The 22,606-nt window shown below is 51.0% G+C and carries 22 protein-coding genes and 4 pseudogenes; 14 read left to right on the forward strand and 12 right to left on the reverse strand.

Translation table 11 applies throughout. From position 1 onward, the window contains the following. Nucleotide 1: 1 nt before the first annotated feature. From ACOQH0_RS12060 to ACOQH0_RS12075, 4 genes are all read right to left on the reverse strand, one after another. Entirely contained in the window at nt 2–1,015 is a 1,014-nt protein-coding gene (locus tag ACOQH0_RS12060) for an ABC transporter ATP-binding protein (protein ID WP_421510441.1), read from the reverse strand. Between the two features lie 17 nt (nt 1,016–1,032). Next, nucleotides 1,033–2,178, reverse strand: coding sequence for a putative ABC transporter substrate-binding protein YdcS (gene ydcS, locus ACOQH0_RS12065; protein WP_421510442.1), 1,146 nt, complete (start codon nt 2,176–2,178; stop codon nt 1,033–1,035). A gap of 272 nt (nt 2,179–2,450) precedes the next feature. Beyond that, the gene (locus ACOQH0_RS12070) at nt 2,451–3,860 is read right to left on the reverse strand and encodes a PLP-dependent aminotransferase family protein (protein ID WP_010431538.1); all 1,410 of its coding nucleotides are present in this window, start codon (nt 3,858–3,860) and stop codon (nt 2,451–2,453) included. A gap of 82 nt (nt 3,861–3,942) precedes the next feature. Next, the gene (locus tag ACOQH0_RS12075) at nt 3,943–4,131 is read right to left on the reverse strand and encodes a hypothetical protein (protein ID WP_052302284.1); all 189 of its coding nucleotides are present in this window, start codon (nt 4,129–4,131) and stop codon (nt 3,943–3,945) included. A 393-nt stretch (nt 4,132–4,524) separates the two neighbouring features. On the opposite strand from ACOQH0_RS12075, the gene ACOQH0_RS12080 reads away from it, so the two are divergent. The 4 genes from ACOQH0_RS12080 to hslJ all read left to right on the forward strand — a co-directional run bounded on the left by ACOQH0_RS12080 (nt 4,525) and on the right by hslJ (nt 7,628). Further along, on the forward strand, nt 4,525–5,925 hold the full coding sequence (locus ACOQH0_RS12080) for a cytochrome ubiquinol oxidase subunit I (RefSeq protein WP_421510443.1): 1,401 nt from the start codon (nt 4,525–4,527) through the stop codon (nt 5,923–5,925). Continuing rightward, nucleotides 5,925–6,935, forward strand: a complete 1,011-nt coding sequence (gene cydB, locus ACOQH0_RS12085) for a cytochrome d ubiquinol oxidase subunit II (protein ID WP_218307437.1) — start codon at nt 5,925–5,927, stop codon at nt 6,933–6,935. Before ACOQH0_RS12080 ends, cydB begins: the two co-directional genes overlap by 1 nt. Then, a complete protein-coding gene (locus ACOQH0_RS12090) occupies nt 6,935–7,063 on the forward strand; it encodes a DUF2474 domain-containing protein (RefSeq protein WP_010431546.1) in 129 nt (42 codons plus the stop codon). The genes cydB and ACOQH0_RS12090 overlap by 1 nt, the downstream gene beginning before the upstream one ends. 127 nt (nt 7,064–7,190) lie before the next feature. Continuing rightward, nucleotides 7,191–7,628 (forward strand): heat shock protein HslJ, encoded by a 438-nt coding sequence (hslJ, locus tag ACOQH0_RS12095; protein WP_010431549.1) that lies wholly within the window; start codon nt 7,191–7,193, stop codon nt 7,626–7,628. Here the strand turns inward: hslJ and ACOQH0_RS12100 are convergent, their stop codons facing one another. Next, the gene (locus ACOQH0_RS12100; protein ID WP_010431552.1) at nt 7,629–7,895 is read right to left on the reverse strand and encodes a DUF333 domain-containing protein; all 267 of its coding nucleotides are present in this window, start codon (nt 7,893–7,895) and stop codon (nt 7,629–7,631) included. 270 nt (nt 7,896–8,165) lie between these two features. Here ACOQH0_RS12100 and nifJ point away from each other — a divergent pair, with 270 nt between their 5' ends. Further along, entirely contained in the window at nt 8,166–11,690 is a 3,525-nt protein-coding gene (gene nifJ / locus ACOQH0_RS12105) for a pyruvate:ferredoxin (flavodoxin) oxidoreductase (RefSeq protein ID WP_421510444.1), read from the forward strand. A gap of 389 nt (nt 11,691–12,079) precedes the next feature. Continuing rightward, the gene (gene ompC / locus ACOQH0_RS12110; protein ID WP_089600128.1) at nt 12,080–13,189 is read left to right on the forward strand and encodes a porin OmpC; all 1,110 of its coding nucleotides are present in this window, start codon (nt 12,080–12,082) and stop codon (nt 13,187–13,189) included. Nucleotides 13,190–13,228: 39 nt separating this feature from the next. On the opposite strand, the gene ACOQH0_RS12115 is transcribed toward ompC, so the two are convergent. Both ACOQH0_RS12115 and ACOQH0_RS12120 read right to left on the reverse strand, forming a co-directional pair. Further along, complete coding sequence (locus tag ACOQH0_RS12115) at nt 13,229–13,426, reverse strand: hypothetical protein (RefSeq protein WP_010431559.1); 198 nt, start codon at nt 13,424–13,426, stop codon at nt 13,229–13,231. Nucleotides 13,427–13,499: 73 nt separating this feature from the next. Continuing rightward, nucleotides 13,500–13,835 (reverse strand): DUF1294 domain-containing protein, encoded by a 336-nt coding sequence (locus ACOQH0_RS12120; protein ID WP_256459444.1) that lies wholly within the window; start codon nt 13,833–13,835, stop codon nt 13,500–13,502. Between the two features lie 82 nt (nt 13,836–13,917). On the opposite strand from ACOQH0_RS12120, the pseudogene ACOQH0_RS12125 reads away from it, so the two are divergent. Both ACOQH0_RS12125 and ACOQH0_RS12130 read left to right on the forward strand, forming a co-directional pair. Then, nucleotides 13,918–14,031 (forward strand): annotated as a pseudogene (locus ACOQH0_RS12125) (hypothetical protein); the annotation flags it as partial. A 349-nt stretch (nt 14,032–14,380) separates the two neighbouring features. Next, nucleotides 14,381–15,055, forward strand: a complete 675-nt coding sequence (locus ACOQH0_RS12130; protein ID WP_421510446.1) for an SOS response-associated peptidase — start codon at nt 14,381–14,383, stop codon at nt 15,053–15,055. Between the two features lie 51 nt (nt 15,056–15,106). Here the strand turns inward: ACOQH0_RS12130 and cspF are convergent, their stop codons facing one another. Then, nucleotides 15,107–15,319 carry a cold shock-like protein CspF gene (gene cspF, locus ACOQH0_RS12135; protein WP_072015539.1) on the reverse strand — a complete coding sequence of 71 codons (213 nt, stop codon included), beginning with the start codon at nt 15,317–15,319 and terminating at the stop codon, nt 15,107–15,109. Between the two features lie 287 nt (nt 15,320–15,606). Here cspF and ACOQH0_RS12140 point away from each other — a divergent pair, with 287 nt between their 5' ends. Further along, nucleotides 15,607–15,825, forward strand: coding sequence for a cold shock domain-containing protein (locus tag ACOQH0_RS12140; RefSeq protein ID WP_042719078.1), 219 nt, complete (start codon nt 15,607–15,609; stop codon nt 15,823–15,825). A gap of 240 nt (nt 15,826–16,065) precedes the next feature. Here ACOQH0_RS12140 and ACOQH0_RS12145 read toward each other — a convergent pair whose 3' ends face one another. Next, a complete protein-coding gene (locus ACOQH0_RS12145; protein ID WP_248180361.1) occupies nt 16,066–16,230 on the reverse strand; it encodes a YnfU family zinc-binding protein in 165 nt (54 codons plus the stop codon). A 148-nt stretch (nt 16,231–16,378) separates the two neighbouring features. On the opposite strand from ACOQH0_RS12145, the gene ACOQH0_RS12150 reads away from it, so the two are divergent. After that, nucleotides 16,379–16,606, forward strand: coding sequence for a hypothetical protein (locus ACOQH0_RS12150; RefSeq protein ID WP_025910815.1), 228 nt, complete (start codon nt 16,379–16,381; stop codon nt 16,604–16,606). A gap of 173 nt (nt 16,607–16,779) precedes the next feature. Further along, on the forward strand, nt 16,780–17,118 hold the full coding sequence (locus ACOQH0_RS12155) for a hypothetical protein (RefSeq protein WP_421510448.1): 339 nt from the start codon (nt 16,780–16,782) through the stop codon (nt 17,116–17,118). A 373-nt stretch (nt 17,119–17,491) separates the two neighbouring features. Here the strand turns inward: ACOQH0_RS12155 and ACOQH0_RS12160 are convergent. Further along, nucleotides 17,492–18,664, reverse strand: a pseudogene (locus ACOQH0_RS12160) (Y-family DNA polymerase); the annotation flags it as partial. A 314-nt stretch (nt 18,665–18,978) separates the two neighbouring features. Beyond that, nucleotides 18,979–19,866, reverse strand: a complete 888-nt coding sequence (locus ACOQH0_RS12165) for a LysR family transcriptional regulator (protein ID WP_034458343.1) — start codon at nt 19,864–19,866, stop codon at nt 18,979–18,981. Nucleotides 19,867–19,997: 131 nt separating this feature from the next. Between ACOQH0_RS12165 and ACOQH0_RS12170 the strand changes: the two genes are divergently transcribed. From ACOQH0_RS12170 to ACOQH0_RS12180, 3 genes and pseudogenes are all read left to right on the forward strand, one after another. Next, the gene (locus ACOQH0_RS12170) at nt 19,998–20,978 is read left to right on the forward strand and encodes an aldo/keto reductase (RefSeq protein ID WP_046852623.1); all 981 of its coding nucleotides are present in this window, start codon (nt 19,998–20,000) and stop codon (nt 20,976–20,978) included. A 72-nt stretch (nt 20,979–21,050) separates the two neighbouring features. After that, entirely contained in the window at nt 21,051–21,824 is a 774-nt protein-coding gene (locus ACOQH0_RS12175) for an SDR family oxidoreductase (RefSeq protein ID WP_034458340.1), read from the forward strand. A gap of 10 nt (nt 21,825–21,834) precedes the next feature. Further along, a pseudogene (locus ACOQH0_RS12180) lies at nt 21,835–22,017 on the forward strand (putative quinol monooxygenase); the annotation flags it as partial. A 108-nt stretch (nt 22,018–22,125) separates the two neighbouring features. Here ACOQH0_RS12180 and ACOQH0_RS12185 read toward each other — a convergent pair. Further along, nucleotides 22,126–22,593, reverse strand: a pseudogene (locus tag ACOQH0_RS12185) (tail assembly protein); the annotation flags it as partial. Between the last annotated feature and the right edge of the window lie 13 nt (nt 22,594–22,606).

Raw genomic sequence — 22,606 nt, forward strand, 5'->3', positions numbered from 1 at the left:
TTCACCTCTCCTCATGAAGCAACACCATGGCCTCGCGTGACCACGAGACCAGCACCTGCTGTCCGGGCGCAATCCCCACCGGGAGCGCGCCTCCGGTAAGGTTCGCCTGGCTGACCAGCAGTTTCGCACCGTCAGCCAGACGCAGCTCGAAGCGCGTGGCCGCGCCCTGATACTGTACCGCCTGTACCACGCCCTGCACCTGAACGTCACCGCCCTCATTGAGACGAATATGTTCCGGGCGCAGCGAATACATCCCCTCCATCCCACAGACCTGACGGGCCAATGCAGTATCAAAAACGTTAGAGGTGCCAACAAAACTGGCGACAAACGGCGTGCGAGGACGCATGTAAAGTTCGCGCGGGGTATCAACCTGCTCGATACACCCGTTGTTGAAGACGGCCACCCGATCCGACATGGACAGGGCTTCTCCCTGATCGTGGGTGACGAAAATAAAGGTAATGCCCAGCTCCTGCTGAAGCTTTTTCAGCTCGAACTGCATTTGTTCGCGCAGTTTAAGATCGAGCGCGCCCAGCGGTTCGTCCAGCAGCAGCACGCGGGGTTCGTTCACCAGCGCGCGGGCAATCGCCACGCGCTGACGTTGGCCGCCGGAGAGCTGTGAAGGCTTACGCGCGACGGCAAAACTCAGGCCGACCTTCTCCAGCGCCTGACCGGCCAGCGCGTAGCGTTTTTTCTTGTCGACACCTTTAACCATCAGCCCGTACGCCACGTTGTCGAGGATCGACATGTGCGGAAACAGCGCGTAGTCCTGAAATACGGTGTTGACGTCGCGCTCCCAGGGAGGCAATTCGCTGGCTTCTTTACCGAAGATTTTTATCGCGCCGCCGCTCAGCTGTTCAAAACCGGCAATCAGGCGCAGGCAGGTCGTTTTGCCGGAGCCCGAAGGCCCCAGCATGGAGAAAAACTCCCCGTCACGAATGCCAATAGTCACCCCATCCACCGCTCGTACGTCGCCGTACAGACGGGAAACGTCATTAAACTCTACTGCGTACGTCATGTTCTGCTCCCGGACGTTCAACGACCGCCCATGATGGCAATGTAATCCTGCGTCCAGCGGCTGTAAGGGACAAATTTCCCGCTTTCCGCGATCGGCGTTTTCCAGAACATGATTTTTTCGAACTCGTTATAACCGTTTGTTTCGCAGCCTTTATCCCCCAGCAGCGTGCTGGCTTTACAGCCTTCCGCGACCACCGGCAGCGAACCAAACCAGGCCGCCAGATCGCCCTGCACTTTTGGCGTCAGCGACCAGTTCATCCATTTGTAGGCGCACATTGGGTGTTTTGCCTGCGCGTGCAGCATGGTGGTGTCCGCCCAGCCGGTCACCCCTTCTTTCGGGAAGACGGTGGCAATGGGCTGGTTCTCTGCCTTCAGGGCATTCGCCTGATATGGCCAGGCGCTGGAGGCCACCACGCCTTCATTTTTAAAGTCGCTCATCTGAACGGTGGTGTCATGCCAGTAGCGGTGGATAAGCGCGTGCTGATCGCGCAGCACCTTGAGTACAGCGGCGTACTGCTCTTCGGTGAGCTGGTACGGATCTTTAATACCTAACTGCGGCTGAGTGGCTTTGACGAACAGCGCGGCATCGGCGATATAAATCGGGCCGTCGTACGCCTGCACGCGTCCCTGGTTGGTTTTACCGTCAGGCAAATTCTGTTTGGTGAATACCACGCTCCAGCTGTCCGGCGGCGTCGGGAAAGTTTTGGTGTTGTACATCAGCAGGTTTGGCCCCCACTGATACGGCGTGCCGTAGACTTTGCCGTCAACGTTAAACCATTCCCCTTTCACAATCCGTGCGTCGAGGGTTTTCCAGTTGGGGATCAGATCGGGGTTAATCGGCTGAACGCGTTTCCCCATGATCAGGCGCAGCGAGGCGTCACCGGAGGCCGTGACCAGGTCATATCCCCCTTTCGCCATCAGGCTGACCATCTCGTCGGATGTGGCCGCCGTTTTGACGTTGACGGTACACCCGGTCTCTTTTTCAAACTGGGTCACCCAGTCATAATTTTTATCCGTCTGACCGCGTTCGATGTACCCCGGCCAGGCAATAATATCCAGTCGTCCTTCCCCGTTACCGATGGCCTTCGGCGGTTCGGCGGCTTGCGCGGTCATGATTGTCATGCCAAGCGCATACAGGCTGCTGCGGGCAAAATTTTTGCTCATTAGATTTACTCCAGTCGCAATGAAATTTAGCGGCAGCCTTGCCGTAAAAATATCTCCTTAATTAAACGTAGACCGCGCAAATGCGCCGCACCTTTCGGCTAAAGGAAATTTCATCAAGGTGTGACCGAGGGCGCATTCCCCGTTAACTGGATTATAGACAAGGAGTTAGCAGAGGAAGGGGGTATGCAGATTTCCTATGGTGCGGCGCTGAGAGATATTCGCAGCGCCGTCATAAAGATAAGGAAGGATTATTTAAAAGCCGACTACGCGATTTATTCCAGCATCTCGCTAATTAATTTTCCCAACTGAATAACAGCCTGTTCTTCCCGTTCTCCCCACGCCCAGGAGGTATTAAACCGGAAAAACGGCGTCCAGCTGTCTGAGGTTGAAAACATCTTACCTGGCGCAATGCTGATGTGGTGGACTAACGCTTTCTCGCTCAGCAGCCCGGCATCCAGCTGTGCCGGAAGCTCCAGCCATAAAAAATAGCCGCTGTCGTTGTGATGGATTTTGACGCCAGCAGGCATATGGCGCAAAAGCGACTGCCACCCCTGCTGTTTGCGCTCGGCCAGCGTGCGTCGCAGGCGGCGAAGATGCGCGTCATATCGTTTGGTCGCCAGATAATCCACCAGCGCCAGCTGCATGGGTGAGCTGGTTGATAAGGTGCTCATGAGCTGCAGCTGCTGAATGCGGCGCGCATGCTTTCCCGCCGCCACCCATCCGATGCGAAAACCGGCCACCAGACATTTTGAAAATGAGGAGCAGTGCAGCGTCATGTCCTGCCTGTCCCAGGCCTTGGCCGGGAGCGGTTTTTCACGGCCAAAATAGAGTTCGCTGTAGACGTCGTCCTCAATCAGGGTGACGTTATGCTTCGTTAGCAGCGCCACCAGCAGCGCCTTTTTCTCCGCACTCAGCGTGAAGCCAAGCGGGTTTTGACTGTTGGTCATTAGCCAGCAGGCTTTTACCGGATAATCATTCAGGGCCTGTTCAAGGGCATTCAGGTCGATCCCCTCGCGCACGTCGGTCGCTATCGACAGGGCCTTCAGCTTCAGGCGTTCAAGCGCCTGGAGAGCACCATAAAAACAGGGATTTTCAACGATTACCCAGTCACCGGGTTCGGTGACGGCCTGAAGGCTTAGGTTCAGCGCCTCAAGCGCGCCTGCGGTAATGACAATCTCTTCAGGTGAGATGTTCATCCCCTGCTGCGCATAGCGGCGGGCAATGGCGTGGCGTAGATCGACGTTACCCGGCGGCAGGTTTTCAATCACGCTCATCGCGGTGGCGGTTTTACTGACGTTCGCCAGCGAGCGGTTAAGCTGCTGAAGCGGAAAGAGGCGCGGATCGGGAAATGCGGAAGCAAACGGGACGACGGAGGGATCGCGGCTGGCCTGCAGCACGTCGAAGATATAGGTGTTGATGTCGACCACTTCATCGCGCATCACCTGAGCCGGAGGAGCAGGCTGTTGCGCAGTCGGGCGCGAGGCAACGTAATAGCCCGATTGCGGTCTGGCGACAATGCGCCCCTGGCTTTCCAGCATCTGATACGCGTGGCCCACGGTCATGAAACTCATGCCGCTGCTCGCCACCTGCTCTCGCAGCGAAGGCAGCTTATCGCCCGGCAGCCATACGCCAAGCTCAATCTGCGAGATAATTTGTTGCGCCAGACGCTGGTATTTTTTCATCAGATTCTCCTTATTGCCGACAGTGTATATCAGCAGGAGAAAAAGAGAAGATTTTGCTAACTGTTATGGAAAGCGTTGTTAATTACTTGCGGTACTCAGTGATATGGCTCTGGGCAGAACGTGCTGCGGCCAGGTGATCGAGCGTAACCATCGACGATTTGCAAAAAATGCATTTCGCGCCGTGAGGATTTTTCTCAGACACATCAAAAACTGAAGTACGGTACTGCGAGCCATGACAGCATGGGCAGCGAAAATGGATATAAGAAGTCATAGGATTCTCCTGTAAACGTAAAAACGTAAATTACTCATGAGCCGATCAGGCAATAATGGTTTTAAACAAAACTAATCGGAAAGTAGATAAAGACCCAAGAGAGGCTGCGGAGAGGCACAACGTGATGAGAACTGCTTTATAAAACTACGTCAGATATTTATTTGGACTCAAAACCAGAAGACCATTAACGCACGACGCAGACGACAACGCAAGCGGTTTAATGCGTAAAATTCATAAAAAGAATTTTCTTATTCTTAATTACCAACCTATATCAGATGAGTTAAATGACGACAGTTTTCGAACTGTTATGCATAAATTTTACTTTTCTGCCTCTGATAGTCGACTTTGCCCCCCTATACCATAACAGCACACCGTTTGACATTGAGGCTGTGCATGTTTGGTTTAGATGCTTTTCACCTTGCGCGGATACAGTTTGCCTTTACCGTATCCTTTCACATTATTTTCCCGGCAATCACCATCGGCCTGGCAAGCTATCTTGCTGTACTCGAAGGGCTGTGGCTCAAAACAAAAAATCCGGTCTGGCGCTCGCTGTACCATTTCTGGTCGAAGATCTTCGCCGTAAACTTTGGTATGGGCGTGGTCTCCGGGCTGGTCATGGCCTACCAGTTTGGCACTAACTGGAGTGGATTTTCACAGTTTGCGGGCAGTATTACCGGCCCGCTGCTGACCTATGAAGTGCTCACCGCTTTCTTCCTTGAGGCCGGTTTCCTTGGCGTGATGCTGTTTGGCTGGAACAAAGTCGGTCCGGGTCTGCACTTCTTTGCAACCTGTATGGTCGCGCTGGGGACGATTATATCGACCTTCTGGATCCTCTCCTCCAACAGCTGGATGCAGACCCCGCAAGGCTATGAGATCGTCAACGGTCAGGTCGTACCGGTAGACTGGTTTGCCGTGGTATTTAACCCCTCTTTCCCGTACCGCCTGCTGCATATGTCGATAGCCGCCTTCCTCAGTAGCGCGCTGTTTGTTGGTGCTTCTGCCGCCTGGCACCTTCTGCGCGGTAACAGGACGCCTGCCATTCGCGCCATGTTCTCTATGGCACTCTTGATGACCCTGATTGTGGCCCCCATTCAGGCGATGGTGGGTGATATGCACGGGCTGAACACCTTAAAGTACCAGCCCGCCAAAATTGCCGCCATTGAAGGCCACTGGGAAAACCCGCCGGGTGAACCGACGCCGCTGCTGCTGTTCGGCTGGCCGGACATGGAGCAGGAGCGCACCCGCTTTGGGCTGGAGATCCCGGCGCTGGGCAGCCTGATCCTAACCCACAGTCTGGAAAAACAGGTTCCCGCACTCAAGGAGTTTCCGAAAGAAGACCGGCCTAACGCCACCATCGTCTTCTGGTCGTTCCGCATTATGGCAGGCCTGGGCATGTTGATGCTGCTGCTGGGAGTGGCTGCGGTCTGGCTGCGCTACAAAAAACGGCTGTATACCTCTCGTCCCTTCCTGTGGTTTGCCCTGCTTATGGGGCCATCCGGATTGATTGCCATCCTTGCCGGATGGGTTACCACGGAAGTGGGCCGCCAGCCGTGGGTGGTCTATGGACTGCAGCGCACGAAAGATGCGGTTTCCGCGCACGGCGATCTGCATATGAGCGTCAGCCTGCTGGCCTTCTTCGTGGTTTATACCTCGGTATTTGGCGTGGGTTATAGCTATATGGTACGCCTGATCAAAAAAGGCCCTCAGCCTCATGAGTCATTTGCCACTGAAGCTGATGGTCGACCCGCTCGTCCCCTTTCCGCCGTTATCACTGAACGTAAGGAGAAGCCATAATGGGAATCGATCTCTCCCTTATCTGGTTTGTGATCATCGTATTCGCCACGTTAATGTACATCGTGATGGATGGATTTGATCTGGGAATTGGCATCCTGTTCCCCGCGACGCAGAACGGCGACGATCGCGATGTGATGGTCAACAGTGTTGCGCCGGTGTGGGACGGGAACGAAACCTGGCTGGTGCTTGGCGGCGCGGCCTTGTTTGGTGCCTTCCCGTTGGCTTACGCGGTCATCATCGACGCGCTGACCATTCCGCTGACATTAATGCTGATCGGACTTATTTTCCGGGGCGTGGCGTTTGAGTTTCGCTTCAAAGCCACACCGGCACACCGTCCGTTCTGGGATAAAGCCTTTATTGGTGGCTCGATTCTGGCAACGTTCACCCAGGGCGTGACGGTCGGCGCTGTGATTAACGGTTTCTCCGTTACCGGACGCGCGTATAGCGGGGGACCCTTTGACTGGTTCACTGCCTTTAACCTGTTCTGTGGCGCAGGTCTGGTCATAGCCTATGCCCTGTTAGGCTCCACATGGCTGGTGATGAAAAGCGAAAATGCCCTGCAACAGCGGATGCGTGAGGTTTCAAAAACGCTGTTAATCGTCCTTCTGGTATTCATTGCGGCAATCAGTATCTGGACGCCTTTGGCGCAACCGGCTATCGCCGCGCGCTGGTTTACGCTGCCGAATCTGTTTTATCTGCTGCCCGTCCCGGTGCTGGTGGCGATCCTGAGCCTTTGGCAGTGGCGAAGCCTGAAGGATCCAGATAGCCATAATCTGCCGTTTGTGCTGACGCTGGGGTTGATTTTCCTCGGATTCAGCGGTCTTGGGATCAGCATCTGGCCCCACATCATCCCGCCGTCTATTACCTTATGGCAGGCTGCTGCACCACCGCAGAGTCAGGGCTTTATGTTAGTGGGCGCACTGTTGATCATTCCCATCATTCTGGTCTACACCTTCTGGAGTTATTACGTATTTCGCGGAAAAGTACAGCATGGGGAGGGTTATCATTGATGCAACAACCTGTCTGGAAACGTCTGATGTGGCTGGTCATCATCTGGGGCGGTAGCGTCCTGGCGCTGGCCGCCGTAAGTATGTTCTTCCGCATGCTGATGGCGGCGGCGGGATTTAAATCTCACTAACACCCTGTGCCGGGTACCGCGCTGTTGCCCGGCCTCTTCTCGCACTTTCAGATAAACCCCATTAACTCGCGCGGGCGTATGGTTACACTTGGAATAGATTCACAGCATTGATATTTAGAGAAGAAAAATGAAAAAGCTCGTTGCAGTAACTTTTCTGAGCCTGGCCCTGGCGGGCTGCGTTAACCCAGGTAAAGCGTCCGTTCAGCCGGAGCAGCTTCAAAACCACCGTTTTGTGCTGGAAAACGTCGATGGTAAAGCCATCACCAAAACGGCAACGCAGCCTGAAATAAGCTTTAGCGCACTGTCAGATATCAGCCTGATTAAAAACATCACTGTCTCAGGCGTGATGTGTAACAGCTATAACGGACAGGGGAAATTGTCCGAAGGCGCGCTCACCGTCAAAACGCTGGCGATGACCCGGAAACTGTGCACTGACCCACAGCTTAACGAACTGGATCAGGCCATCGGCGACATGCTGCGCAAGGGCGCACAGGTCGACCTGACTGAAGACCAGTTAACGCTGGCTACAGCCGAAAAAACGCTGATGTTTAAACGCGTTGAGTAATCAGTAGTTACCGCAAGATCCCACGGCAAGTGACTGTTCACTGCAGCGCTTGCCATTTGGCAACGCGCACATACCAATCGCAGACCCATCAAGCTGGCGAGCAACCGATAACGAACCCCCAATCATCGCGCAGTTGGCCTGGCCGGAGCTTGACATCGCGGCTCTCATACCTGGCGTAACGTGCGCCGCCGTTGCCTGCTGAACAGGTTCACTACTACATGCCGACAACAATAACGCGGCACACCCTACCCAAAACGCTGAACGCATGTTCTCTCCCCCATGAATAATGACAAACCTATGCATAATAGGCACCCGGCGCCGCATCGTCGAGAGTGGATGTGCGTATTTATGCGCTGCGGAAACAATTTCTCGCAATTTTTTCGGCAAAAGTTTGATCTACTCATTGATGCTGGGAATATCGAGGACACAAAAGCGAAAATCGCAAAACCTGAGCTTTGCTAAAATAAAAGAATAATTATCAGGGCTTGTTGCCGTTATACAGGCCCCTCTTTTTGCGCAATGTAAGGGTGTCGTCTTATGCAAACTATTGACGGTAATGGTGCAGTCGCGTCAGTTGCGTTCCGTACCAGCGAAGTTATCGCCATCTACCCGATTACGCCAAGTTCCACGATGGCTGAACAGGTGGATGCCTGGGCCGGAAACGGGGTAAAAAACGTCTGGGGGGATGTCCCACGCGTGGTTGAAATGCAGTCCGAAGCGGGCGCGATTGCCGCGGTGCACGGTGCGCTTCAGACAGGCGCCTTGTCCACGTCGTTTACCTCCTCTCAGGGATTGCTGCTGATGATCCCGACGTTATACAAATTGGCCGGACAGTTGACGCCATTTGTGCTGCATGTTGCCGCACGTACGGTCGCGACTCATGCCCTCTCCATCTTTGGCGATCACTCAGACGTGATGGCGGTCCGTCAAACGGGCTGCGCCATGCTGTGCGCCAGCAGCGTCCAGGAGGCACAGGACTTCGCGCTGATTTCGCACATCGCGACGCTGAAAAGCCGCGTGCCGTTTATTCATTTCTTTGATGGGTTCCGCACATCTCACGAAATCAACAAAATCGTTCCGCTGGCTGACGATACGATCCTCAATCTTCTGCCACAGGCTGAGATCGATGCGCACCGTGCTCGCGCCCTCAATCCGGAACATCCTGTGATTCGCGGAACCTCTGCAAACCCGGATACCTATTTCCAGTCTCGCGAAGCGACCAACCCGTGGTACGACACGGTTTACGACCATGTTGAACAGGCGATGAATGCGTTCGCCACCGCCACCGGACGGGAGTACAAACCGTTCGAGTATTATGGCCATCCGCAGGCGGAACGCGTGATCGTGCTGATGGGCTCAGCCATCGGCACCTGTGAAGAAGTGGTGGATGAACTGCTGACGCGCGGCGAAAAGGTCGGCGTGCTGAAAGTGCGGCTTTATCGTCCGTTCTCAGCTAAACATTTGCTCTCAGCGCTTCCGGAAAGCGCGCGATCCGTTGCCGTTCTTGACCGTACCAAAGAACCGGGTGCACACGCGGAACCGCTCTATCTGGACGTGATGACGGCCCTGGCGGAAGCGTTTAATAGCGGCGAACGCGAAATGCTGCCGCGCGTTATTGGCGGGCGCTATGGCTTGTCATCCAAAGAGTTTGGCCCGGACTGCGTGCTGGCAGTCTTTAACGAGCTGAATGCAGCGAAGCCAAAACCGCGCTTTACGGTCGGCATTTATGATGATGTGACTAATCTGTCCCTGTCATTGCCGGAAAACTCCCTGCCCTCGACCGCCAAACTCGAGGCGCTGTTCTATGGTCTGGGCAGCGACGGTAGCGTCTCAGCAACCAAAAACAACATCAAAATCATCGGCAATTCGACGCCGTGGTATGCCCAGGGCTATTTCGTCTATGACTCCAAAAAAGCGGGCGGGCTGACCGTTTCCCACCTGCGCGTCAGCGAACACCCTATTCGCTCGGCTTACCTTATTTCTCAGGCAGATTTTGTAGGCTGCCACCAGCTGCAGTTTATCGACAAATACCAGATGGCGGAGCGCCTGAAACCTGGCGGTATTTTCCTGATTAACACTCCGTACAGCGTTGATGAAGTCTGGGCGCGGTTGCCGCAGGAAGTGCAGGCGGTGCTGAACCAGAAAAAAGCCCGCCTCTTTGTGATTAACGCCGCCAAAATTGCCCGCGAATGTGGACTGGCGGCACGTATCAACACAGTGATGCAGATGGCCTTCTTCCATCTGACCAACATCCTGCCGGGCGACAGTGCGCTGATGGAGCTGCAGGGTGCGATAGCCAAAAGCTATAGCAGTAAAGGCCAGGAGCTCGTCGAGCGCAACTGGCAGGCGCTGGCGCTGGCGCGCGAATCGCTGTTTGAGGTACCGCTGCAGCAGGTGAATGCAGCCAGCCCGAACCGTCCTCCGGTGGTGTCCGACGCGGCGCCGGATTTCGTGAAAACCGTAACGGCGGCGATGCTGGCCGGTCTGGGCGACGCCCTGCCCGTCTCGGCGCTGCCGCCAGACGGTACCTGGCCAATGGGCACCACCCGTTGGGAAAAACGCAACATCGCCGAAGCGATCCCGATCTGGAAAGAAGAGCTGTGTACGCAGTGCAACCACTGCGTGGCGGCCTGCCCTCACTCGGCCATCCGTGCCAAGGTGGTTTCTCCTGAAGAGATGGAAACCGCACCGGCCAGCCTGCACTCGCTGGATGTGAAATCCCGCGACATGCGCGGACAGAAATACGTTCTGCAGGTCGCCCCTGAAGACTGTACCGGCTGTAACCTGTGCGTCGAAGTGTGCCCGGCGAAGGATCGTCAAAACCCGGACATTAAAGCCATTAATATGATGTCGCGCCTGGAACATGTTGAAGAGGAGAAAGTGAATTATGACTTCTTCCTGAACCTGCCGGAAATCGATCGCAGCAAGCTGGAACGTATTGATATTCGCACCTCACAGCTGATTACTCCGCTGTTCGAATACTCGGGTGCCTGCTCTGGCTGCGGAGAAACACCGTATATCAAACTGCTTACGCAGCTTTACGGCGACAGAATGCTGATCGCTAACGCCACCGGCTGTTCGTCTATTTACGGTGGTAACCTCCCTTCCACGCCATACACTACCGACGCTAACGGTCGCGGCCCGGCATGGGCAAACTCGCTGTTTGAAGATAACGCCGAGTTTGGTCTTGGCTTCCGTCTGACCGTCGACCAGCACCGCGCGCGCGTGATGCGTTTGCTGGAGCAGTTTGCCGATAAAATCCCTGCAGAACTGAATGAGGCACTTCACTCGGAAGCCACGCCGGACGTGCGGCGCGAGCAGGTGGCTGAACTGCGCAACGCGCTGCAGGGCGTTGAGGGTGCGGAACAATTGTTGACGGATGCTGATGCGCTGGTTGAAAAATCTATCTGGCTGATCGGCGGCGACGGCTGGGCCTACGACATTGGCTTCGGCGGGCTTGACCATGTTCTGAGTCTGACTGAAAACGTTAATATTCTGGTGCTGGATACGCAGTGTTATTCCAACACGGGCGGTCAGGCGTCTAAAGCGACACCGTTAGGCGCTGTCACCAAATTTGGTGAGCACGGTAAACGCAAAGCGCGTAAAGATCTCGGCGTCAGCATGATGATGTACGGCCACGTTTATGTCGCGCAGATTTCACTGGGTGCGCAGCTTAATCAAACCGTAAAAGCGATTCAGGAAGCGGAAGCCTACCCTGGCCCATCGCTGATCATTGCCTATAGCCCTTGCGAGGAGCACGGCTACGATCTGGCTCTCAGTCACGATCAGATGCGTCAGCTCACAGCAACCGGCTTCTGGCCGCTGTACCGGTTCGACCCACGCCGTGCGGATGAAGGCAAACTGCCGCTGGCGCTGGATTCACGTCCGCCATCTGATGCCCTTGCAGAGACGCTTATGCAGGAGCAACGCTTCCGCCGCCTCAACACGCAACAGCCTGAAGTGGCAGAACAGCTCTGGAAAGATGCCGCCGCGGATCTGCAAAAACGCTATGACTTCCTGGCACAGATGGCCGGGAAAGCGGATAAATCGATCAGCGAATAACTCTACCTGCCCGGCTCGTCCGGGCTTTTTTTTGTCATAAAAAAAGCCCGATGTATTCACACCGGGCTAATCCAGATAATCACAGAAAACTATTTAGATAACTAAATAATATTCACATCAATTATGGATGAAGAAATCTTAAAGGCATATAACAACGGCGATCTTACCTTTTCTCTCGCGCAATTAATAATTTTAGTTTTGTATATTTCTGGTTAATACATTCATGAAACCTATCAAGATTTCAATGGTATTATTTAGTCGAGAATTTACTTAAAGCGTAACAAATATAATTACGACTCCTCATTAGGAGTGATTTAGCATGAGACATCTTTCCTGTGTGGAAAGTTCATCTGGTAATTAAATAAAAATGATTGCAAAGGAATATCACTATGCAAAGAAAAGTACTGGCCCTCATGATTCCTGCGCTGTTAATGGCAGGCGCAGCACATGCAGCAGAAATTTATAATAAAGACGGCAACAAATTAGATCTGTACGGAAAAGTAGATGGTCTCCACTACTTCTCTGACGACGCGTCAAAAGATGGCGATCAAACCTATATGCGTCTGGGCTTCAAAGGCGAAACCCAAATCAATAACCTGATGACCGGCTACGCGCAGTGGGAATACAACGTTCAGGCTAACAACACCGAAGGGTCTGATAACCAGTCCTGGACGCGTCTGGCTTTCGCGGGTGTTAAAGTGGGTGATTACGGTTCATTTGATTATGGCCGTAACTACGGTGTGCTGTACGACGTGGAAGGCTGGACAGATATGCTGCCAGAATTTGGTGGCGACTCATACACCTACGCCGATAACTTTATGACCGGCCGTGCAAACGGCGTGGCAACCTACCGTAATACCGACTTTTACGGTCTGGTGCAGGGTCTGAACTTTGCGCTGCAATACCAGGGCAAAAACGAATCCGGCAATAACAATCAGGAAGGGACCAACAACGGTCGTGATACGCGTCATGAGAACGGCGACGGTTTCGGTATCTCTACCACCTATGATTTCGGCATGGGCTTCAGTGCAGGCGCGGCTTACGCCTCTTCTGACCGTACCAACGATCAGGTTACACGTACAACCGCGGGTGGCGATAAAGCAGATGCATGGACTGCTGGCCTGAAATACGATGCCAACAATATCTACCTGGCGGCAATGTATTCCGAAACCCGCAATATGACACCATATGGTGATAACGAAGGTAATGTGGCTAACAAAACTCAGAACTTTGAAGTCACCGCGCAATATCAGTTCGACTTTGGTCTGCGTCCGGCGATTTCTTACCTGCAGTCCAAAGGTAAAGATCTGGGCAACGGTCAGGGCGATCAGGACCTGGTTAAATATGCAGACGTAGGTGCCACCTACTATTTCAACAAAAACATGTCCACCTATGTTGATTATAAAATCAACCTGCTGGATGAAGACGACAGCTTCTACAAAAATAACGGCATCAGCACTGACGATGTTGTTGCATTAGGCCTGGTTTACCAGTTCTGATCCTACGAGCCCGCAGCTTTCTGCGGGCTCAAAACATCGCTATAAGCCTTTTCTGACCAGCTCAGCGGCTTTGACGAACACCTCGTCTTCAACGCCATCGCCCTTCTGTCTGCCGAGTCTGACCAGTTCATCAACGATACTTTCACGATTGATTGGCTTCTGCGCTGAAACCAGCCCAATAACGGCGGCCCCAATCGCCAGCCCAACCAATCCTGTTTGTTCTTCTTTGTTCTTCATGATCGCGCTCCCGTGTCCAACAGAAAAGCGTAGCAGGAATACAGTAAAGAGTGTTTGTTACGCCAACCGATGCTCATAACGCAGAGAAGTGATAAAGCGCCGCCATCGCTACGATGCTCAGGATGACACTTAGCATAAAGTAGGTTTTAAAAGGCTGCTTTTGCGTTTTATGGCGAAAAAGTTGTTGACCCAGAATGGCGCCAGGCCAACCGCCTGTCACCCCAAACGCCAGCAAAGTGGCTTCCGGGACTCTGCGCATGCCCTTTCGCGCCGCCATTTTATCCGCGCCATATATCGCCATCGTCAGCACATTGATGAGCACGAACCACATGACAACAGGATTCGAAGTAAAAAGGCTGCCAGTCGCAGCGGAAAACAGAAGCAGATAACAAAAACGATTGAGCGTCATAGCAGTGACCACGGGAATGTTGAGCGTATTCAGATGCCGCATTATACGCGATAACGTGAATGTATCAGGTTGATGCTATTATTCCGTAAAACATGCTGGCATTCGTCGCAACAATCCGTACCATACACGGCACACTTTCGCATGCTGGTTTTTTACTGCAGGCACTAACCCGTCTTTTTTACCCGTCAGACGAGGCACAAAATTGCGCAAAGGGTAATCGTCATCGTTATACCCTACCGGTGTCCGACTTAAGATTCGAGTAACAAATAAATGCAACAAAATCAAGAAGTTAACAAAAAAGAACAATACAACCTGAATAAGCTACGCTGATTTTCCCAACTCATTGATATCATTTATTTTCTCTACTTCTTCAATTAGTTATAGCATAATAACTTCTCCCTAAAGCTACTCAGACCTACATTTTCAGTGCCCTTTTTTTGCCCCTATTCCGCATTTTTGCCCCTAAATTTGCCCCTAACTTTACTCAGTACGTACCTCTTTTTCTCTCTGCCCTATACTTTCAGTCTAACTGACTGGAGGTTTCTATGTGTGGACGTTTTGCACAAGCACAAACCCGTGAAGAATATCTGGCTTACCTGGCCGATGAAGCCGATCGCGACATCGCGTACGACCCTGAACCAATCGGACGTTACAAAGTGGCACCCGGCACAAAGGTGTTGCTGCTGAGCGAACGCGACGAGCAATTGCACCTCGATCCTGTGTTGTGGGGTTACGCGCCAGGGTGGTGGGATAAAGCACCTTTGACAAACGCGCGCGTCGAAACTGCGGCCACGAGCCGGATGTTCAAGCCGTTATGGCAGCATGGCCGGGCGATCTGCTTTGCCGACGGATGGTTTGAATGGAAGAAGGAAGGTGACAAGAAACAGCCCTACTTTATTCACCGTTCCGATGGCAAGCCGATATTCATGGCAGCGATCGGCAGCACACCATTCGAGCGCGGCGATGAAGCTGAGGGTTTTCTCATCGTGACGTCTGCAGCCGATAAAGGCTTGGTCGATATCCATGACCGCAGGCCGCTGGTTCTGTCACCTGAAGCGGCGCGCGAATGGATGCGCCAGAACGTCGGGGGAAAAGAAGCAGAAGAGATTGTCGCCGACGGCACTGTGCCAGCTGAGATGTTTATCTGGCATGCGGTGGCCCGTGATGTTGGAAATGTAAAAAATCAGGGGAGAAAATTGATAGAACAAACAGATATATAATCTGCCGTACTTTTGATGCGCACGTTATATTTAGCTCAACATCATCTTACTTTAAGAAAGAAATATATTTGCAGCCATCGGACCACTAAGTCCATTTATACGATAAAATTCAACACGAACACCTGGATTTAACGTTTGGCTTTCACTATTACTTAATGCAGAAACATGCAAAAAAACATCTTTTCTGCCATCTGATGGGATAATCAATCCCTTTCCGCTCTTGAAGTCAAAACTTTTGACAATTCCTGTCATTTTACGAGACAAATATTTTCCTAATGGTAATCCAGATTTGACTATACAGGATTAGTTAATTATAGCTAACCTTATTTTAACGGCCCTCTAGAAGGCTAAAATAAAATTTGCTTAATCATTCAACACGTGCCTTAATGGTTTGGCTGATTCGTTGCGATGATGAATCTAACTTTTCCAAAAGCCGTTCTCATAACCAGGTGTTATCTCTGATATCCCTCCTCTTGAGTCCATATATATACCAGCAAACGTTTCTTATCATGAGCTTGCTTGTCAGTTTGAAATATTCAAACGGAGTTTGTATGTCATCTAAAATCATAGGTCTTGTTAAGTGGTTTAACGAAGATAAGGGGTTTGGCTTTATCTCCCCACTCGATGGAAGTAAAGATGTTCTTGTTCACACTTCTTCCCTGCTGGGAGAAACATTTAATACTCTATTTGAAGGACAAAAAGTCAAATTCGCTATCATAGCTGGAACTAAAGGTCCAATCGCTGCCAATGTAACACTTTGCGATAGATAATTTTTAGATGGTTTACTTAAGGCAGCATGACTTTATCAGTGAAAGGTGATGTTCGGTTACTCACATCATTACAACAGGCCAGCATATTTACTTACCATCAAGTTTGCTGACCGATGTGATGAAATGCAGGACTTCTGCATGAACAGTCTCAAAGCAGAAGCTAACTGCTTATAAAATACTAAAGCGTAAGAGGTTAGGCAGCCTCCAAAAGCATCACTTCTTATTTTTTTAATAATTTTTTTAGAAGCGCTGGGAAGATTTGAACAAAGCACTGCAGTATGGGCACACCAACTGAGCCCCCTTTTGTACACGACTGTAACTATGTTCGGAATCTTTTGAGCAGTTTGGACAAGGACATTTTACTAAATAACTTCGGCGGAATTGAGTGTTTTTACGTGCAGACATAGACTTCTCCAGTTCAAATGGACCGTTACAGTGCACGTTAAGACAGTATAATGCTTGTTTTAATTTCGAAAGAGGCAAAAAAAATGAACAAACAGAACCCTTTCGACCACCTGCATGGGCTAGAAACCCTCAAAATACATGGTGATATATGAAAAAAGTAATCATTTTTTTTAATGGTAAGCCAAGTAAAGTTATCACTGTGCTTAAAGGTGTGACATCAATACGCGAAGAATATCCTAATGGAGAAGTGATAAACCTTCAGATAATGTCAGCAGGTTTTCCCTCTTTAACAGGTGACCATGAAGTGGTTTATGTGGCATCAGATCGAGAGCTTACCTCTCAGGAAATATTAGATGCGGCGCAAAAGTATCTTTGACGCTAGGGATTCAACACCAACATTCATGAAATAATTATTATAACTACGTTTCATTTTTATAGCCTGTTTTATGCAGGCTTTTTTTTACCCCCATACAGACATTTATAATTAAGATATGGACATTCAACACCATGGCAATATCACTCTATTGCTGAAGTAACCATAAGGCTTCCATGAAAATCCTACATTACACAGTATTAATAGTTGCTGAAGCCCAATCCTCAGATAATAATATCAACCCTCTCATCTTGGGTCTCTTGCATGACCGAAACTATTCAAGTAAGTCAAACCGAGGCGTTAAACTTCCACCCCATGCATTCGTTGGTTCAGAGGGTCAGGCAGTTTTAGAGTGGGAGTCTGAAAAAGATGGAGCAGAAAAACTAAAAAAAAGACTCTACCAGATGCTGCATCGAATTATACGTTTAGAAGAATGTCCCACAGCAATTTTTCTAATGATTTGCCCAGAAGATAAAACATTAACCTTTGTTTCAAGACTTAAAGTAAAAAAATGAACATCGATGTTTTAATCTTCACCATCTGAAAATACTTTGACCGTGCAAACTGCGAAAAATCATGAGACACATCAGTAAATACTGTATCATTTGCTAAGCATTGCTGTTACATTCGGTTTAATGATGAATCCTCCTCAGCGGCAGGGCTAATTAACCTGATGATTTGTATATCAAGCGGCTCATCGTGAATTTCTGAAGCAGCGAGTCATGAGTGGTTAGTTCAATGACTCACCGGGAGGCACCCGGCATCATATCCGTGAGCCCCTGTATAATTGCAGGGGCTTATTTACATTACAAAAGCATAGTCGTAGACATATTATTGTTAATACTCATAGCCGGCAATTAGGTTCGGATGAATGGACCGATTAAAGAATCATCTAACTTTTATTAGGTCTGAATACCTCGTAGTATATCGTGGAGATAACATATCCCGTTTCATATGCCACTGCTGCTGTATGCCCTGCCCGGCAAAATAAAGTGTTCCCTTTCCATCTTTCGCGTTCAGATAATCCAGAACTTCCATCAACCTTTCGCTACCAGCACGCGGCGCGTTTTCGTCGAACAGGTTCAACTGAGCCACGCCTTGGCTGAAAAAATCTCCCAGCAAGATTCCAGCCTTTTGATAGCGATGGCCATCCTGCCAGATTTTGTCCAGGCATTTTACCGCGGCGTTGATGATGTCGCGGGAATCCTGAGTGGGTGTGAGAAGCTTCATGGACGCACTGTTACCGTAATAGGGCTCGTTAAGCGCAAAGGGAGAGGTTTTCACGAACGCAGAGATAAAGCGGCAGTACTGATGTTCACCCCGCAGTTTTTCAGCACCACGAGCGGCATAGCTGCAGATAGCCTGGCGCATCTGTTCGTACTCGGTAACGCGTTCGCCGAATGACCGGCTGCAGACGATTTCCTGCTTTGCCGGTGCAAACTCTTCAAGATCGAGACAAGGCTCGCCGCGCAACTCCCGGACTGTTCGCTCGAGTACCACGTTAAAGTGTTTACGGATAATCCACGTACTCTGCTCAGAGAGGTCAAGAGCCGTTTTGATACCCATGGCGTTCAGCTTTTTGCTAATGCGTCTGCCGACACCCCATACATCCTCCACAGGTACAATAGCCAGTAACCTACGTTGCCGATCGATATTGGACAAATCGACCACCCCTCCTGTCTGGCGCTGCCATTTTTTAGCTGCGTGGTTTGCCAACTTAGCGAGCGTTTTTGTCTGCGCGATGCCAACCCCGACCGTCAGATGCGTACGCTTCAGAACCGTAGCACGGATCTCTTTGCCGAATTCTGTAAGGTCCCGGCAGTTGCGAACACCTGCCAGGTCGCAAAAAGCTTCGTCGATGCTGTAAATTTCGACGCGAGGGCTCATTTCCTCAAGCGTCGTCATTACCCGGTTTGACATGTCAGCATAGAGCTCGTAATTACTGCTAAAACAAACAACACCAGCGCGCCTGAATAGATCCTTTTGCTTAAAGAACGGCTCGCCCATGGTAATTCCAGCCGCCTTGGCCTCGGCGCTGCGTGCGATTACACAGCCATCGTTATATCTGAATGGTGTTAACAGTTAGTAATATGTAACGACATGATTTTTATGCTTATTGAATTACTAACTTTTCTGTGTGTTAAGAGTCTGAGGGCTACTTCAGTTAGAAACTTTTAGAGCGAATCCGATGAGAAGCATCTTCAAGAGGAAATGATCAGTCATCGTCCGTTGTGTGCCAATAGCGGACATTACGAACCCGGAATGTTAGCCTGCAATCTGAAACTCAGTGTAGGAGGTGTATTAATCGGATTGTACTTAAGGCTCGATACATATGATTGGCAGAATTTATCCATGCACTAAGGATGAGTCTTAACTCATACCCTTAGAGCGTTTAAAATCAACTTGAATGCAGGAAGAGCCTGCCTTCTACTTGGATAATAAAGATGGTAACCAGGAAATGTGGGTGACCAGTCCTCAAGTACAGGTATTAATTTTCCCTCTCTGATATATTTTTGCACCACATCCTCAGGAGCATACGCCAGCCCGTACCCTGCAAGCGCCGCCGATAACAGTTGAGGCGAAGTATTGAATATCATCTGGCCGGATACCTGAACTTTCAACTCCTGCCCGTCTTTCTCAAACTCCCAGGCGAACAGGCCTCCGTGTGTGGAAAGCCGCAAATTTGCGCAGTTGTGTGAAGTCAGATCTTGTGGCGTTTCTGGCTTAGGATGTCTGGAAAAGTAATCAGGAGAGCCAACAACGATCATGCGAAAATCAGGAGAGATACGCATGGCAATCATATCTTTGGCAATCTGATCCCCGACACGGACTCCCGCATCGAAACGACCGGTCACAATGTCGATCAATCCATAGTCTATGTTGATTTCAAGCGTGATATCCGGGTACTCCCTCAATAACGTTGAAAGCTTTGGCCAGAGTATAGTGGTTGCCGCATGGTCATGAGCGGTGATGCGTATCATGCCTCCTGGCTTCTCGCGCAGCTCTCCCAAAGAGGTAAGCTCGGTCTCAATCCCATCATAGTAGGGAGCAAGATTGGCAAGCAGTCGTTCTCCCGCCTCTGTTGGCACTGCCCCCCGGGTTGTCCGGGTCAGAAGACGTATCCCCAGCCTTTCCTCCAGACCTCGAATGCTATGACTGATTGCTGATTGTGAAACGCCCAGGTGCGCCGCGGCCCGCGTGAAGCTTTTTTCACGCGCTACCGTAATGAAAACAGCAAGATGATTGAAATCCGTATGATTCATTATTAGTTCCACTCATGTCGGTTATCTGATTATGCCACTTCAGTAATGACCAGTCATTCCTTAGAGTATATGAACACCACCTAATCAAGCCGTGCTTGTGAGGTGTTCAATCCATAAACAGGAGACTCATTATGCAAAAGCGACAATTAGGTAACAGTGGCCTTGAAGTATCGGCAATTGGTCTGGGATGTATGGGACTGACCTTTGGCTACGGGCCTGCGACAGACAAAGCTGAAGCCATCAAACTTATCCGTGCAGCTTATGAGCGCGGCGTAACGCTGTTCGACACTGCAGAAGCGTATGGTCAGATCAATGAAGAAATGGTCGGGGAAGCTGTGGCACCGTTCCGTGACCAGATAGTTATCGCTACAAAATTCGGTTTTAAAGAGGGTAATGCAGCGGCGGGACTCGACAGTCGTCCTGAGCGTATTCGTACTGTCGTTGAACAGTCCCTTAAGCGGCTGAAAACGGATTACATCGATCTCTTTTACCAGCATCGTGTGGATCCAAACGTGCCAATGGAAGATGTCGCCGGAGCTGTACGCGACCTGATTCAGGAAGGAAAGGTGAAATATTTTGGGATGTGTGAGGCGGGCGTAAAAGCTATTCGTGACGCACATGCTGTTCAGCCGCTGTCCGCACTGCAGAGTGAATACTCTATGTTCACCCGTGAACCTGAAGACGTCATTATCCCGACGCTGGAAGAGCTGGGTATCGGCTTCATTCCTTTCAGCCCGCTGGGTAAAGGCTTTCTTACAGGAAAGATTGATGGTGCAACCACCTTTGCTGAAGGAGATGTCCGAAATAATCTGCCGCGTTTTGCTGACGAAGCCCGTCAGGCCAACCATAACCTTGTCGCCCTGATCGGTAAAGTTGCTGAGCGTAAACAAGCAACCCCGGCACAGATTGCTTTAGCCTGGTTGCTGGCTCAAAAACCATGGATTGCTCCGATCCCCGGCACCACAAAACTTCACCGTCTCGACGAAAATGTAGGCGGGGCTGCAGTTGAACTCACGGCCGCAGACCTACAGGAAATTGCAGATGTGCTGGCAAAAGTTCCCGTCCAGGGCGAGCGTTATAACGCTGCAATGATGAAGTCCATTAACCGCTAAGCCTTGCTTCATTAACCGGCGACGCCATGTCGCCGGTATCCTCCCCCGTATTCATTCTCAGAGGACATCATCATGACGACCCAATCTCTTAAAGGCCGTATCGCACTGGTCACCGGCGGAACAACCGGCCTGGGTTTCGGTGCAGCGAAGCGACTGATTGAACACGGCGCAACAGTCTATATCACTGGCCGCCGACAGAACGTGCTGGACGAGGCAGTAACCAAACTGGGCAACTCCGCCAGAGCTATATGTGCGGATGTCTCAAGTAAAGAAGACATGCTGCGTGCGGCTGCCACCATTAAAGCCGAACAGGGGCATCTGGATATTTTGTTCGCTAATGCGGGTGGTGGCCACGCCACGCCACTCGAAGAACTGACCGAAGATCAGATCGACAGCGAACTGAGCATAAATGTTAAAGGTGTTGTACTCACTATGCAGAGCATGCTGGACGTGCTTCGTGACGGTTCCTCCGTAGTGCTGAATGCGTCGATTACTGCAGATATGGGGTTACCTGGATTTGCTGTTTATGCCGCGACCAAAGCGGCAGTGCGTTCACTGGCTCGCAGCTGGACCACGGATCTAAAAGGGCGAGATATCCGGGTCAATACCATAAGTCCCGGTGTAGTCCCGACCGAGGGTTACAGCAACGAACAGAAAATGAGTGACAACGATATTGCCTCATATGCTGAGCGAGTTTCCGCAGAAATACCGGCCGGGCGCGTGGGCACCGCGGCAGATATCGCGGATGCGTTGATTTTTCTGGTATCAGACTCGAGTACTTACATCCGTGGCATTGACCTGATAGTCGATGGCGGTATGACCCGTGTTTATGCCGGTAAGAACTGAGGAAATGACGATGCAGAAAATAAAATCGGAAGAACGCCACATCATCTGTGAACTGCGATGTGAACCTGAAAATCGTGAGCGCGTTAAAGAGCTGGTCCTGAAATTTGTTGAGCCTGCACGCCTTGAAGCCGGTTGCCTTTATTACGATTTTTATCAAAAAATCGATGAACCCGACACGTTTTATATTATTGACGGCTGGGTAAACCAGGATGCAGTAACCAGCCATGCGGAAAACCCGCATGTTGCAGAAGTTATGTCATACCTGCAACCGCTGCTGACATTCGGACCTTATGTCAGTCTCATTATCCGCAGATTGCTTGCTGGCGAGCCCGGTTGTCTGTGGAGAAAGCATCTGGACTACGCCGCCGATCGCCATTGCCCCACCGATCTGGAACATAATGTTACTCGCTGCGATACCGACTCCAGGCATCCAGATTGCAGCAGCGACAAGTGCTACGCCGAGTATGGTCTGGAAAATCCCCCCTCGCTTACTCCCAACGATAATTGGCGCAATTCGAATATCAGCTGAACTAAGATCCATGATGAGTTCATCATTGTTCAAGTTACGCTTACCGCTGAAAACGGCATAGGTGAGGCCGCGCTGTTTACTGGAATTCAAAAAGCGCTCGAAGCCCGGGACGATCACACACAATGCATGGATGGCTTCTTTTGGTGAGGCGACAGAAAGTTTGAACTCCCGGCCAAACGTGGCACCAAGAACTCCATAAAGCTTGATTGTTCGTATTGACTGGTGGACTAAAGGTGTCATGTTTTCCCCATAA

Source organism: Enterobacter sp. JS8-1 (assembly GCF_049187015.1).
In the GTDB taxonomy this organism is placed as follows: Bacteria; Pseudomonadota; Gammaproteobacteria; order Enterobacterales; family Enterobacteriaceae; genus Enterobacter; species Enterobacter mori.

Bases quoted from the DNA above. Each gene is read 5' to 3' on its own strand.
- ACOQH0_RS12060 (WP_421510441.1), bottom strand. From the start codon at position 1,015: ATGACGTACGCAGTAGAGTTTAATGACGTTTCCCGTCTGTACGGCGAC.
- ydcS (WP_421510442.1), bottom strand. From the start codon at position 2,178: ATGAGCAAAAATTTTGCCCGCAGCAGCCTGTATGCGCTTGGCATGACA.
- ACOQH0_RS12070 (WP_010431538.1), bottom strand. From the start codon at position 3,860: ATGAAAAAATACCAGCGTCTGGCGCAACAAATTATCTCGCAGATTGAG.
- ACOQH0_RS12075 (WP_052302284.1), bottom strand. From the start codon at position 4,131: ATGACTTCTTATATCCATTTTCGCTGCCCATGCTGTCATGGCTCGCAG.
- ACOQH0_RS12080 (WP_421510443.1), top strand. From the start codon at position 4,525: ATGTTTGGTTTAGATGCTTTTCACCTTGCGCGGATACAGTTTGCCTTT.
- cydB (WP_218307437.1), top strand. From the start codon at position 5,925: ATGGGAATCGATCTCTCCCTTATCTGGTTTGTGATCATCGTATTCGCC.
- ACOQH0_RS12090 (WP_010431546.1), top strand. From the start codon at position 6,935: ATGCAACAACCTGTCTGGAAACGTCTGATGTGGCTGGTCATCATCTGG.
- hslJ (WP_010431549.1), top strand. From the start codon at position 7,191: ATGAAAAAGCTCGTTGCAGTAACTTTTCTGAGCCTGGCCCTGGCGGGC.
- ACOQH0_RS12100 (WP_010431552.1), bottom strand. From the start codon at position 7,895: ATGCGTTCAGCGTTTTGGGTAGGGTGTGCCGCGTTATTGTTGTCGGCA.
- nifJ (WP_421510444.1), top strand. From the start codon at position 8,166: ATGCAAACTATTGACGGTAATGGTGCAGTCGCGTCAGTTGCGTTCCGT.
- ompC (WP_089600128.1), top strand. From the start codon at position 12,080: ATGCAAAGAAAAGTACTGGCCCTCATGATTCCTGCGCTGTTAATGGCA.
- ACOQH0_RS12115 (WP_010431559.1), bottom strand. From the start codon at position 13,426: ATGAAGAACAAAGAAGAACAAACAGGATTGGTTGGGCTGGCGATTGGG.
- ACOQH0_RS12120 (WP_256459444.1), bottom strand. From the start codon at position 13,835: ATGACGCTCAATCGTTTTTGTTATCTGCTTCTGTTTTCCGCTGCGACT.
- ACOQH0_RS12130 (WP_421510446.1), top strand. From the start codon at position 14,381: ATGTGTGGACGTTTTGCACAAGCACAAACCCGTGAAGAATATCTGGCT.
- ACOQH0_RS12140 (WP_042719078.1), top strand. From the start codon at position 15,607: ATGTCATCTAAAATCATAGGTCTTGTTAAGTGGTTTAACGAAGATAAG.
- ACOQH0_RS12145 (WP_248180361.1), bottom strand. From the start codon at position 16,230: ATGTCTGCACGTAAAAACACTCAATTCCGCCGAAGTTATTTAGTAAAA.
- ACOQH0_RS12150 (WP_025910815.1), top strand. From the start codon at position 16,379: ATGAAAAAAGTAATCATTTTTTTTAATGGTAAGCCAAGTAAAGTTATC.
- ACOQH0_RS12155 (WP_421510448.1), top strand. From the start codon at position 16,780: ATGAAAATCCTACATTACACAGTATTAATAGTTGCTGAAGCCCAATCC.
- ACOQH0_RS12165 (WP_034458343.1), bottom strand. From the start codon at position 19,866: ATGAATCATACGGATTTCAATCATCTTGCTGTTTTCATTACGGTAGCG.
- ACOQH0_RS12170 (WP_046852623.1), top strand. From the start codon at position 19,998: ATGCAAAAGCGACAATTAGGTAACAGTGGCCTTGAAGTATCGGCAATT.
- ACOQH0_RS12175 (WP_034458340.1), top strand. From the start codon at position 21,051: ATGACGACCCAATCTCTTAAAGGCCGTATCGCACTGGTCACCGGCGGA.